16 protein-coding genes are annotated in these 12,611 nt (G+C 41.0%); 10 read left to right on the plus strand and 6 right to left on the minus strand.

Features of this window, described 5'->3' with window-relative positions; translation table 11 throughout:
* Nucleotides 1-282: 282 nt before the first annotated feature.
* From D5281_RS11745 to D5281_RS11775, 8 genes are all read left to right on the plus strand, one after another.
* Nucleotides 283-918 (plus strand): hypothetical protein, encoded by a 636-nt coding sequence (locus D5281_RS11745; RefSeq protein WP_160560392.1) that lies wholly within the window; start codon nt 283-285, stop codon nt 916-918.
* A 184-nt stretch (nt 919-1,102) separates the two neighbouring features.
* Entirely contained in the window at nt 1,103-1,816 is a 714-nt protein-coding gene (locus D5281_RS11750) for an HAD family hydrolase (RefSeq protein ID WP_160560393.1), read from the plus strand.
* Between the two features lie 32 nt (nt 1,817-1,848).
* Nucleotides 1,849-2,214: a PD-(D/E)XK nuclease family transposase gene (locus D5281_RS25670; RefSeq protein ID WP_408637271.1), complete on the plus strand. Its 366-nt coding sequence runs from the start codon at nt 1,849-1,851 to the stop codon at nt 2,212-2,214.
* A 60-nt stretch (nt 2,215-2,274) separates the two neighbouring features.
* Complete coding sequence (locus tag D5281_RS25675) at nt 2,275-2,673, plus strand: hypothetical protein (protein ID WP_277935321.1); 399 nt, start codon at nt 2,275-2,277, stop codon at nt 2,671-2,673.
* A 157-nt stretch (nt 2,674-2,830) separates the two neighbouring features.
* Nucleotides 2,831-3,421 (plus strand): TetR/AcrR family transcriptional regulator, encoded by a 591-nt coding sequence (locus D5281_RS11760; RefSeq protein WP_160560394.1) that lies wholly within the window; start codon nt 2,831-2,833, stop codon nt 3,419-3,421.
* Between the two features lie 10 nt (nt 3,422-3,431).
* Nucleotides 3,432-3,674 carry a DUF4177 domain-containing protein gene (locus tag D5281_RS11765; RefSeq protein WP_160560395.1) on the plus strand — a complete coding sequence of 81 codons (243 nt, stop codon included), beginning with the start codon at nt 3,432-3,434 and terminating at the stop codon, nt 3,672-3,674.
* Nucleotides 3,675-3,711: 37 nt separating this feature from the next.
* Nucleotides 3,712-3,933 carry a hypothetical protein gene (locus tag D5281_RS11770; RefSeq protein WP_160560396.1) on the plus strand — a complete coding sequence of 74 codons (222 nt, stop codon included), beginning with the start codon at nt 3,712-3,714 and terminating at the stop codon, nt 3,931-3,933.
* 11 nt (nt 3,934-3,944) lie between these two features.
* Nucleotides 3,945-4,190, plus strand: coding sequence for a hypothetical protein (locus D5281_RS11775; protein WP_160560397.1), 246 nt, complete (start codon nt 3,945-3,947; stop codon nt 4,188-4,190).
* Between the two features lie 85 nt (nt 4,191-4,275).
* Here the strand turns inward: D5281_RS11775 and D5281_RS11780 are convergent, their stop codons facing one another.
* From D5281_RS11780 to D5281_RS11800, 5 genes are all read right to left on the minus strand, one after another.
* Nucleotides 4,276-6,138: a M56 family metallopeptidase gene (locus D5281_RS11780; RefSeq protein WP_160560398.1), complete on the minus strand. Its 1,863-nt coding sequence runs from the start codon at nt 6,136-6,138 to the stop codon at nt 4,276-4,278.
* 98 nt (nt 6,139-6,236) lie between these two features.
* Nucleotides 6,237-6,593, minus strand: coding sequence for a BlaI/MecI/CopY family transcriptional regulator (locus D5281_RS11785; RefSeq protein ID WP_160560399.1), 357 nt, complete (start codon nt 6,591-6,593; stop codon nt 6,237-6,239).
* A 125-nt stretch (nt 6,594-6,718) separates the two neighbouring features.
* Nucleotides 6,719-7,324, minus strand: coding sequence for a hypothetical protein (locus D5281_RS11790; RefSeq protein ID WP_160560400.1), 606 nt, complete (start codon nt 7,322-7,324; stop codon nt 6,719-6,721).
* Entirely contained in the window at nt 7,321-8,703 is a 1,383-nt protein-coding gene (locus D5281_RS11795) for a hypothetical protein (protein ID WP_160560401.1), read from the minus strand. The genes D5281_RS11790 and D5281_RS11795 overlap by 4 nt, the downstream gene beginning before the upstream one ends.
* Nucleotides 8,700-9,746 carry a DNA cytosine methyltransferase gene (locus tag D5281_RS11800; protein WP_160560402.1) on the minus strand — a complete coding sequence of 349 codons (1,047 nt, stop codon included), beginning with the start codon at nt 9,744-9,746 and terminating at the stop codon, nt 8,700-8,702. The genes D5281_RS11795 and D5281_RS11800 overlap by 4 nt, the downstream gene beginning before the upstream one ends.
* Before the next feature lie 234 nt (nt 9,747-9,980).
* On the opposite strand from D5281_RS11800, the gene D5281_RS11805 reads away from it, so the two are divergent.
* A complete protein-coding gene (locus D5281_RS11805; protein ID WP_160560403.1) occupies nt 9,981-10,208 on the plus strand; it encodes a hypothetical protein in 228 nt (75 codons plus the stop codon).
* A 60-nt stretch (nt 10,209-10,268) separates the two neighbouring features.
* Here the strand turns inward: D5281_RS11805 and D5281_RS11810 are convergent, their stop codons facing one another.
* Nucleotides 10,269-11,483, minus strand: coding sequence for a DUF1266 domain-containing protein (locus D5281_RS11810; protein ID WP_160560404.1), 1,215 nt, complete (start codon nt 11,481-11,483; stop codon nt 10,269-10,271).
* A gap of 480 nt (nt 11,484-11,963) precedes the next feature.
* Between D5281_RS11810 and D5281_RS11815 the strand changes: the two genes are divergently transcribed.
* Complete coding sequence (locus D5281_RS11815; protein WP_160560405.1) at nt 11,964-12,506, plus strand: flavodoxin family protein; 543 nt, start codon at nt 11,964-11,966, stop codon at nt 12,504-12,506.
* The last annotated feature ends 105 nt before the right edge of the window (nt 12,507-12,611 follow it).

Consider the following 12,611-nt stretch of genomic DNA (forward strand, 5'->3'; position numbering starts at 1 on the left):
AAAATCTGTTCTCACGGAATGCGCAGTAAATGCGCATTCCTGACCCGTTAAAAGTAACATGACGGCAGCAGTTCAGCCCAGGACTCTGCACTTACTGCAAAGTCCGTGAGAACACGTTTCCGTGGAATATGTAAATTGAGCCGAGCGGATGATTTATTCGCAAATATGTGATAGAATTATTTGAGATGATAAATCAGACGAAAGAAAGTTTGGAAGTAAACTTCCATACTCTTTATTGGCGGCAGTACCGTAAAAAGGCTTACGGTATGCAGGAGGATTCAAATGAAAAAGGATTCAAATATACATCCACTCATTTTACCATTTATCATTGGTATTGTTTTAGGAATCATTGCAAAGCTTATAGATGTACCATACATCACATCTGAATTTCCTATATTTGATGATATCATGGGTCGATTTGGAATATGGGTTTGGGCAGCCGCGCTAATCTCTATTCGTTCAAAAACTGCTTTACTTGCCGCAGAGCGTTCCTTTGTGTTTTTTGCCGGAATGTTATCTGCCTATTATAGTTATACTGTAATTTTTTTGCATTTTTTTCCAAAATCACAAATTATTTTGTGGGGCGGCATTGGTGCGATGACTCCCTTTTGCGGTTTTCTGATATGGCATGTACATAAAAAAAGTTGTTATGCATATTTTATTTCTTCCTTACCTTTCTGTATTTTATTTACCGAATGGTATTTAACCGCTTTTACTGCTTGGAATTGGAATACCAAAGATAAGCTATTCCTATTTATTGCCTATTTATGTTTTTCTATCGCACTATTAGCAGTTATTCCGACAAATAAAAAAAGATTATTCAGTCTGATTTATGGCTTATTGATATCAATTGTACTGATAAAACTAATACAGACAGGAATCATTGTTAATCTTTACAACCAACTGCTCAATGTGTAATTTCTAACACAAAGACACGGAAATCAATTTTCAAAGTTGCTTTGCCAGCACACAGCAACTTTGAAAATTGATTTCCGTGATACAAAGATTAACTATCTTTACAAAACAAGCCAAATTCTGTAAGATAAACCTTAAGCATTAAAAACAGTCATACAATTTGCACAGGCAACATGGAGGATTTTTTATGATACGAAACATTGTCTTTGATATGGACGGCGTACTGATTGATTCGGAAGCTTTGATTCTGGATGCCTGGATGAAGGTTGCCGCCAAAGCGGGAATTGCAGATATTGAACATACATTATTACAGTGTATCGGTATTACCGCACCGGAAACAGAAGCCTTATTTTCCAGAACCTATGGGGAAGATTTCCCTTATGAAACCTATAAAGAAATGGCATCCGATATTTTTCAGAAAAGAATTCGCGAAACCGGCCTTCCTGTCAAGCCCGGCGTCTATGAGCTGTTTTCCTTTTTAAAAGAAAATCATTACAGGATTGGACTGGCATCCTCCACCCGCGAGGAAATTGTACGTAAGGAAATGGAAAGCATTGGACTGCTTGACTATTTCCATGTAATTGTATGTGGTGACATGGTTTCACACAGCAAGCCTCATCCTGAGATTTATCTAAAGTCCTGTGAATTGTTAGGTGTAGATCCCTCTGCATGTTACGCTGTGGAGGATTCGCCAAACGGAATCCGTTCCTCCCACCGGGCGGGGATGAAGCCACTTATGGTACCTGATTTAATTAAGCCGGATGGGGAAATAAAAGAATTATTGTACCGGGAATTTGAAACTTTATTGGATGTACGGGATTTCTTACGGCAGAATCATGCTATCATTAGGGAAAGAGAGGTACATTTATCCCAAAAACAAACAAAACCATCCAGCAGCTGAATCTGGAGGACGATTTCCTTTTTGCAAAGGTAATGAGTGATAAGGAGATCTGTAAAAAGGGTTTAGAAAAAGTACTGGACGTTTCCATACGGGAAGTTTCCGTACCTGCCACACAGAAAACAATCAATATGCTCTATGATGGAAAGGGTATCCGTCTCGATGTATACCTGAACGATGATGAGGAAACGGTATATAATGTAGAGATGGAGCGTGGGAAGCATAAAAAGGCTATCCTTCCCAAGAGATCAAGGTACTATCATGGAAACATCGACCTTGACATCATTTCCGCAGGGGAAGATTACAGGAAGCTGAAAAAATCCTTTGTCATCTTCATCTGCACCTTTGATCCGTTTGAGGAACAGCGCCATTTATACACTTTTGAAAACAGGTGCGCATAAAATCCTCTCCTTACATTGGGAGATGAAACTACAAAAATTTTCCTGAACACAAAGGGCAGCATGCATGATGTCGATTCTGAAATGCAGGAATTTCTTTCTTATGTGGAGAATACAACAGATGACTTTGCATCGCAAGCCAGAAGCCTGCTCATAAAAGAGATTCATAAAAAAGTTACCAAAGTAAAAGAGAGCAGGGAAATGGAGGTCGAGTATATGACTTTATTGCAAAGAGATAGAGAAAATCTTGAATTAGGCACAATGCTTGCCACAAAAATTATTAAATTATATCACAAAGGCACCAGCAGCGAAGATATTGCTTCTTCTTTACAGCTTGATCTTGAATATGTCAACTCTGTTATATCTGACCATGCGCCCGGCGCAGGCCATCCTGTCTTGTATGGACGGAAATTATTTCGCACGGCGAATCTGTTCTCCGATCATTTACTCCCTTATCTGTAAACGGCTCCTTTCGGGGCACCCACAAATCCTTCATCAGTCCCTTATGAATGACCCATATTCTTTCTTGACATGTGCTTGTGAAAATGCTATTATTGTAATACGAATATTAATTACGAATATTCGTATTTAATAATCGCAATCAAGGGAGGATAAACCTATGCCATCAAAACCTGTTTTTTCAGAGGCTGATAAAAAAGTAATCCAAAGGAGGCTGCGGGAACTGTGCGAAGAATGCTGGATTGCACATGGGTACAAGAAGACCAGCATCAAATATTTGTGTGATAAGGCGGACATATCCATTGGTACATTCTATACCCTTTACCCCACGAAGGAAGATTTATTTTCGGAAACCATCGAACACATACAAAAGAGGCTGAAGGAGAAAGTTCTTGACACTAACAGGCGTGTAGGGACAAAGGAGGGATTTGCCCAATCCATAAAAGAGCTGTTGCGGGAGTATGACAGTAAACCATTCTTGTATAATGTCAACACACCGGATTTTCAGTCTTTTGTGACAAAACTCCCGAAAGAAACTCTGGAAAAAATCAAATTTGACAGTTTTGAAGCTTTCGAGCAGGCCGCCCAGGCCGCAAATCTCACTTTGAAAATGGAGCCCTCCCAGGCCTACGGAATATTGAGTGCGCTGCTAACCACTACCAACGCAAAAGAAACACTTGCCGCTACCTGTGATTATTTCGCAGTGTTTGATTGTATGGCGGATATTCTTGTAAACAGCATCTTTGCATAAAGGAGATATCATGGACACATTTGAGTACAAAACCGTCACTGTGGACTGTAAGGACATGGAACAAACCCAGGATACACTGACCGACCAATTAAATCGCCGGGGAAAAGAGGGTTGGGAACTGGTTTCATCCTTCACCCGTCCCTATCTGGGCAGCTCGCAGTATTCTCTTGTGGGCCTTACCTATCGGGTTACACTTATTTTTAAACGGCAAAACCAACCAGGAACGGAGGAGCGGCAAAAACCTCGCTCATGAAAACGCTTGGCCATAACGAATGAAAGGAGGCAATCATATGAACTTTCTCATTCCCGACTTTATCCCCACTCCTGCCCCGGAAACAATGCAGCTTATCTCAATCATTTTGCTGATTGTCGGCGTCTGCGTTACAGTCGCAGGAGCGTTTTTCCTGTTCTTGTACAAAAGAATTGGGAAAGAAAAGAACACGTTTGCATGGGTTTTGATTTGCATTGGCGTACTGCTCATAGTCAATCATGGCCTACAACTTATTTTTTAGGAGGAAAAACAATGATCAAAGAAATCAATCATACCTGTGGAAAGCTGAATGAAAAGTTAGGAATTTCCATACCGCTTCCAAACCCTGGAAAGGAAACGCTGAAAACTACCTCGGTCTGCCATTTCGTTGTTGGCGCTGGTCTGGTGGCAGCAGGCGTTGTGTTCTCATCAAAGTGGTGCGCTGTGCTAGGCGGCATTGGTATCATCAGCAGCATTGTACTGCACCAGGAAAGCAATGGCGGGAACGATGAACCGTGATACCGCCAAGGGAAGGCTCCGTTATCCCAGAGCCAATAACACGCAGATTAAAAATGCGGTTATTGGCTCTCCCACTACATATCCTTTATCCCTCATATGTCTGAGGAACCCATATTCCATTCTCCCCATAAGGCTGCACCATAAGTACTTCCACCCTGTTACCGTCCTCCTTAAATTCCACGGTAACTTTTGCTTTGCCGCCATTCTCATCTACATCCGCCTTTACCTCTACTTTTCCTTCGTTTTGCAGCAGATTCAACAGGTAAACAGCTGCCGTATCCGGTTTGAAAAGCGGCTGGTAAATGGTTGTGCTGCTAAGCAGCGCATTGTTATTTAAAGTTTCTCCCATGCCGTTTTTCATATAATCCATAGGCGTATCATTAATCTGTCCTTCCGGATATGCTTTCTCATATTCCTCCAGAACGCATATATATTCCATCATTTCCGTATCCACCTGGTCTATCAGCCATTTGTCATCCTCCATGTGATAAGAAAGACTTTGCCGCCATACGCTCACATGGGGGTCTGAAACCCACGCGTAATACAAAATTTCAGCATGATCCTCCGTAAGCTCTACAATGGAGGCCAAATTGCCATCCACAGGCCAGGGACTGGACCAGCCGAAAGAATATTCATTTTCCGCAGTGGGCATCATTTCACTTTCAGTCGCATTTTGCTTATATTCCTCGGAATACATATCATAAATCTTTTCTCCGTCCCGGTTGCAAAAGGCCCGTACCCACTGCTTTACAAATTCTGTCCGCTCCTGCAAGCCGGCATTCGTCCTATCTTCCTGTACCGAATTCTTTGAACCACTTTCATGAAAACCACCTGTAGCATCAGCCCCATTTGCCTGCCCTTCCGTTTCCTGATTTTCCTCCATATCCGCCCCTTTCGGCTGGGAATCAGATATCTTTGCTTCACCGTTTGCCTGGAACATGGATAGCCCCGTCCCACTTTTTGCCCCTTCCTTTCTCGTTGTCATAAAGCACAAGGACACAAGCAAACAGACAAGGACGCTTAAGACTACTGCTAAAAAAGCCGGCTTTTTATAACTAAAAACATTCTTCACCCTTTCCTTAATCCCAGATTCTCCAAAGAATGCCTGGCATGCCACTATTTTTCTTTGGGAGATGGAGCAGCTTAAAAGAGCTGTGGAATATGCCTTCTTCTCCTGCACCGTAAACTTCCGGATCACCAATTCATCACATGCAAGCTCAATATCCCTGCACATCAGCTTATAGGCCAGCCAAACACATGGATTGAACCAGTGGATGCAAAGCAGCATAAAAGCGGCAGGTTTTATCAGATAATCTTTTCTCTTTTTATGGGCGCATTCATGTCTGATGATATAAGGCAGATTTTCTCCATCTATATGCATGGGAATATAAATCCGGGGATGGATAATGCCAAATAGAAAGGGAGTTACAATCCGCTCGCTCCGGTAAATTTTTGTACCCATGTTTTCTTCCGGGACAGCGGTTTTAAGCTGATCCCTAATTCTGCACCAGGTAAGGAAAAAATACCCCAGCCAGAAAAATACTCCAAGAATCCAGCAAAGGGCGCCTGCTTTAAGCAACAGCACTTTTTTATCCCCTTCCATGAATTTCTCCGCCCTGATTTCTTTATCCCCGTTAAGGTTTTCCGTTTGTGTCTGCTCCTTTGTGCCAAAGTTTTCCATCTGCCCTGGCTGCATATCTTCTGAGAGCATCCCCGGATAAAACTGCCCGGACAATGCGCTCCCCTGCTCTATCTCCACTCTTGGCACAACACCGAAAGCCGATTCTATGGAAAACGGAAATAACAGCCGCACTCCCACCAGGGTCCACAAAAGGCACCGGAAATTTTTAGGCATCTTCCTGAAAAAGATCCGTACCAGCACGATGGCCAATACCATAAAACCGGCTGCTATACTTGTACTTAAAATCCCTGTAAATACACTTTCCATCACAAATCCCCCATTCCGCTCAACCGGATATCCCATAATTCAAATTCTTGTGCAAACAGCCGGGCATGTTTACCGAAAAACAATTCAAACCCAGCAAATCATCTATATGAATCAATTATTTTCTGTATTTCGTCAACTTCCTGCCTGGACAGCTCCTTTTTCCTGGTAAAGGCTGCAATAAAGTCAGGCAGCGACCCTGAAAAGCTTCTCTCCACGATCTCGGCGCTCTCCTGTGACTGCATGTCCTTTTTTGACACAAGTGAGGTTACAATCGCATTTTCAGACTTTAATATTCCCCGCTGTGAAAGACGCTTAATCACCGTATAAGTGGTTGACTTTTTCCATTCCAGCTTTTCACTGCAAAGCCTTACCAGCTCCGTGCTGGAAACAGGCTCATTCTCCCACAGGATTTCACAAAAACGATATTCGCTGTCAAAAATTTTCGGCATTTCCATTCTCTCCCTTCCAAAGCATTTGCGCTACGGCAAGCCCGATTGTCGGATAAACGCGCAGCAGGTCTAATGTGATAGACTTATAATGAGTCTATCGCATTAGACCTGCTATGTCAATACTTTTATACTTAAGAATTATTATTTTCCTGTTCCAGTCTTGAACGAAACTGTTCTATCAAAATCGTACTGAGCAACGATAAAGAGGATATCTGGCCTAAGTTGCTATACTCAAAATTTTGCGTCACTGAATTCCATTGCATAAATCCCAGTAAATGTTCGATTGCCGCACCATTTTTTCTTTTTCTTACTATCCTGGAAATATCCTCATCAAAGCTTAAAATTCTGGCAAGCCTGTCGCTGGCGCCTGCATCAATATTTATAAGTAAACCATATTTCGCATCCGAAACTAAATTGTAGCCTATTAATTGTGACCATTCACTTAGCCCTACCGCTGTTCTAAGTTTTATTTCAAGAATCACTATCTCATATTGAATTCCATTGGTTACAACCCCAAAAATATCTAAATTTAATGAAGGTGTTATTTCACTATATTTCACTAAGCAGGCGCATTCTGCCGGATGTTCCTGTATCAAAGCTTTAAGACCTGAAGTCAATTCTCCATTTTTCCAAAATATATCAATATCATTGATTCCTTCTGCTCTAAAATTGCTTTGAAGCTGTGCTTCTATAAATCTTGTAATTTCAGGATAATGCGCAATTTCATTTTTCTTCATTTCAAATCTTCCTCTGTAATAGAACGTACTGTAAGTTTATACTCATTTTCATCAGATATTTGTATAAGCTTTTTATATATCTTAGGATTATCCGGCCCAACCATTGCAGCATATCTATCCATCTGTACCACTAACGGCGTCATTAACTCAGGGAGCCAAATAGTAACCTGCCCATCTGAAAATTTTTCTAAATAATCATGAATGATTCTATCCTTTGACCCTTTCGGGCGCAGTCCATTTACTTGTCCTGTCTTAGCTGCTATTACATATGCTATTGCAAGAATAATTTTACTAAATGGATATCCTGCCTCATCTCCGTCTCCCCAAATAGATTCTTCCTCTGAATGCTTATATAAATCTGCAATTTTCACATCCATCTTCTCATAGGTACGATTTTTTAGAATAGGTTCTAATTCTATTATCTTCTTAATCTCACGCTCTGTTCCTTTGGTCAAAACCGGAAAAGGATTTATACAGTATTCAGCTTTTGACATTAATTTTTTCACTTCATCATAAGGGGCATGTTCACAGCCTAAAACAGCGCAGACATGCCTATTATGCAGATAATGACCGCCTCTTATTACTTCCGGCAATAATTCACTGTTTTCATCACAATGAACACACGTTACTGAGGGCGTTTTCATCACCCGTTTATCACAAGGCACCGCAACATTTCTATCTGCTTCTAATATTTGGTTTTCCTTTAATGACAATACTTTTGAAACAAATGCAAATGCGCCAAATTTCTCATACTGGTCTAAATAAACCCTCAATTTAAAACCCTTTTTCCACTTTTTGTCATACGGATTATTTCCACAATGAAAATTAGGATGGTTCCAAAGAATTTGGTCCGGATAACAACCAATACTATGTAATAATCTGCATAATGAACACACAAAATGAAACCCGAATCCTGAAATTTCAAAAGACACCATTTGTTTATTATCATTAAAACGCCTATGAGAACGCTTTGTGCTGCCGATTGTATCTGCCAGTCCTGCAAGAAACCGCCTTTTTAAATTATCATCAACCAGTTCCGAAACTATATTGTCAATATGAGCGGTTTTTCTAATCTCACCTTCGCACCAAATTCCATATCCTTCCAGCTCAGCTCTTAACTCACTTAAATCTCCCTCGCACAGAATGTTCCAAACCCCACTGGCAGAAGTATCATACGAAATGGAGAGATTATAAATCGCTTTCAATAAAGGGCCTACCATCTTCATCACATCTCTTGCTATATCTCCTGCCCTTTTGGGATTTAACTCGTATGAGCCCCATTGTTTAAACGGAAGTCTGATTTTAAAAACATCCTCCGCATTTCCCCATACTCCTCCGCCAATTATTAATCCCAAAATATACGCTTTATCCGTATTCATTGCTTTTGCTCTCCTTCAAAAGCCTGACGCATAATTGCCTGTGCGATTACATTTGCCATTTTTACAGGAACTGCATTTCCAATCACTTTATACATAGCTGTAATATTTTTTATGTTATCATCAATAAATACAAATTCATCCGGAAAAGTTTGGATCCGCGCAACCTCCCGGATTGTAAAACGTCTGTTTTCAGTCGGGTGTATGATGCCACAATTTTCCGGCTGCGCTGAAGCCGTCATGGTCCCGCATATCTCACTGCGGGAAAATCTTCTGTAAAAATTAGGGGAATGATATTTCTTCATATTATCTCTTATTTTCCGGAATCTTGGCGCTAAATGTTCATATGGTACATCCTTCCAGGATCCTCCCTCCGGAATATAGTTGATCATCTCCATCGCCTGCGGCGATAGGGGCCAATCCACCTGATTGGGCACATCTGCCGGTATATCTAAAATATTGCCTAAGGCTAATCTGCTTTTATCTTGCTTTTCCGGAAATATAAATTCTTTATTTAAATCTTTTCTTATCCCTACAAACAAAACACGTTGTCTGTTTTGCGGCACGCCATAATCAGATGCATTGATTAGTTCATGGACAACATTGTATCCTATATCCTCCATGTCCGCTAAATCTTCAATAATTACATCAACCAAATTCCTTCCGTCAATATATTTGGTAGAAAGAAGCCCTTTTACATTCTCAAATACAATCACTTTCGGTTTCTTTTTTGCGATAATCCGCAGACATTCTTTATAAAGCATTCCCCGGGAATCGTGAACCCCCTTCCGGCTGCCTGCATTCGAAAAAGGCTGGCAGGGAAAACCTGCGGTTAATATATCGCAATCCGGAATTTCATTCTCCTCTACGGTCATGATATCTCTGCCATCAATTTCTCCTAAATTCATGCGATAAACCGCCTGTGCATCACGGTCAAAATCATTCGCCCAAATAATCTCATAACCCGCTGTTTTAAATCCCATATCAAGACCGCCGCATCCCGAAAAAAGCGATACCATTTTAGGCGCATCTTTTACTCCAGTCATATTCACACTCTCTCCATTCTTCCCGGTAACTCACAAAACGATTTATGATGGTTTTTATATTATATTGTTTTGAGAACAAAGTCAAGCGCATTTAGAACATTTGTTCGTTTCTTTGATGTAAGACGGCAAGATTGCAACTGGCGTTGCCCAGACGCCTGTGGGAAAAATGTTATAGCAATGATACTGCTGACGATAACAACAGTGGTACCGTCCTCGAAAATAGCAGAATATTCCATGTTTGTTGGGATAGCATTTTTCTTTATTACGGAAGCTGTTGACAAAACACAAAATTCCGAATCGGGTTTGCGTTTCAATACGATTGCAATGGTTCTCAAAAAGCCGGGAATTGCATTATTAGTACCTTTTCACATATTCTCGGAAACGCAATATCCCTTGTTGCCGTGTTTGTATTCTTTTGAGTCAGATAAAATCAATGTTTGTGAAGGTGGGTTGACCAAATAATGTAGATAGAAAATCCACCCCACTACCGATCAAAGTTTAGGGGTGGTTTTCTATTTAGACTTACCAGGTTTTCTCCAGCGTCAAGTTCCAATCTACATGATAAGGACTATCAGCCTCCGCCTTGATATCCTCATAAATTCCGCGTCTTTCCTGGCTGCTTTCTTCCGCCCAGTATTCATATCCCACGAAATAGCTTTCCATGAAATCATCCCATGAGCCAAAGGCCTCCTGAATGATCTGCGCCACTTCCAAAGATTTATCCAGCGCTTCTGTCTCCGTATAATAGCCTGCAAGATAATAGTTCCCTAAAAGTGACATCGCCCGACTGTAATCCCATGCCGCTAAGGCATTGTCGCCAAATTGTTCATAGCAGCTATACCAGATGTCATAATTCTGCGCTTCTTCCTCGTCTATATAAAAATTGTCAAGGAAATAGTCGATCCTTTCTTCCTTCGGCACATCTCCTACACCGGATTCTCCTATATACTCCATATCCTCTATAAACGAAATCCGATGCCCTTCCGTCAAAAGCCAGTCCATAGTTTCATCCGCTGATGCCCGGTCGGTTACCTCCCACCAGTCCGCTAAAAGGGCCTGGGCAATCTGTTTGCTGGCATCGTTTGCCGGAAGGCCGCCAAACATAGTATAATCCCAGCCATTTACCGCCGTCAGCACCGCACAGGTATTGTTAAACCACTGAATCGTATCCGTGGCCTCCACAGTCGATGCATTTTCTATTTCCGGTGCCGTCTCCTTAAAGGTTCCGCACACATTCTTAAAATATTCTTCCTTTTGGTCGTCCATTTCAGGAACCGCATATAAAATGCAGTAAAAGGCATAATCTGTCTCGCCGTAAACCACACGCCCGGCTCCCTTAACTCCCTCAGCGGTCACATCACAACTATACGCACTGTCAACCGCCATACCGGGAACAGACGGAGCCTCCATATCCTCCATCTCTGACATGGGATACGTACTTTCAATTACTTCTTTAAATCTGTCCATGTCAACCCCGGCACCATAAACGCTCTTGGTAAGCTGCATCACAACAATGCCTTCCGAATCATCCTCCGTAAATGCCGATATCCAGCCTTCACTTCCACTTTCGTCATTTACAGCTTCAACCTTCCAGCTTTCATCCATTTGGATGCTTACGGTTTCATCCTCAGAAGTATATTCCTTAAGAACAATTTCCTTCTTACTGTTTCCACATCCCGTAACCAGCAGTAAAAGCGCTATGGCAAGCACTGCCGCTTTCTTCTTTAATTTTTTCATTTCCTCTCCCTTTCTACTTCATTAAATTCTATAAATATTTATATTCTTTCGGAAAGGGTTTGTCAATCCATTTCCACGCTGAGCCGGCCTGTGAATCGTAGTTACGTTTCAAAAGGCAGCCAGTCAAAAATTCCACAGCAAGCTAACGAAGTTAAGCGATTTATTTTAACAGTAAATCAGATACTTTTTTTATTTTCAGAAACCGTCAACACAGCGCAAAAAGAACGAGGCATCAGAAATGATTGAGAGCAAAAATGACGCAAACAGAAATTTAGAAAAGGCATTGTAGACATTGCAACAGGCGAAACAGCATGCAGCCAACGAAAATAAAAAGCAGAACGAGAAGAAACGCAAAGCCAAGAATAACAGAACAAAACGAAATGGAGGGAGGAAGAAATTTAGTGAAAATGCAATTGAACTATAAGCGTGATTGTGATATTCTGTCCAAAATATAAATCAGAATTATGGAGGTTGAACGAAATGAAAGTTTTAGTGATGAATTGTAGTCCTGTCAGAAATGGTGCAACGGCAGAAATAGTAAATATAATTTCTCAATGTCTAAAGGAGCGATATGATGTCAGAAGTATATGTATCGATGATTTTCATATTGGTTTTTGTAAAGGGTGTAGAACATGCCATAATACGGCTAAATGTGTTCAGCATGATGATGTTGATAAAATCATTGAAAACTATGAGTGGGCAGATGCCATCATATCAGTATCACCTTCTTATTGGGCAGACATTCCCGGACAGTTTAAAGTTTTTATTGATAGGTGTACGCCTTGGTGTAATACCCATGAGCCACATGCAACCTTAAGCACTGGAAAGAAAGGCTATGTAGTAGCATTAAGAACAGGAACAAGCATGAGAGAATGTCAGCGCATTTTTGAAAGTATTGAACATTTTTACGGGCATTTAGAGGTTGAATGTTGTGAAGATAGATTAGGTTTATGTTCAGTAGAATATAAAGATGCAGTGGAACAAAGGAAAGGTGAAATTATAGAATTTTGCAATAAGATTTAACTAAATTCTAATTGTCGGCTAACAATTACCATAATTACAACTGAATAAGTAACATCGCGTCAGAGCGTATAGAAAACCGAGAGAAAAGATTGACAAGACAAGGTA

Origin of the sequence: Parablautia muri (genome assembly GCF_009917485.1) — a bacterium.
GTDB lineage: Bacteria > Bacillota > Clostridia > Lachnospirales > Lachnospiraceae > Suilimivivens > Suilimivivens muri.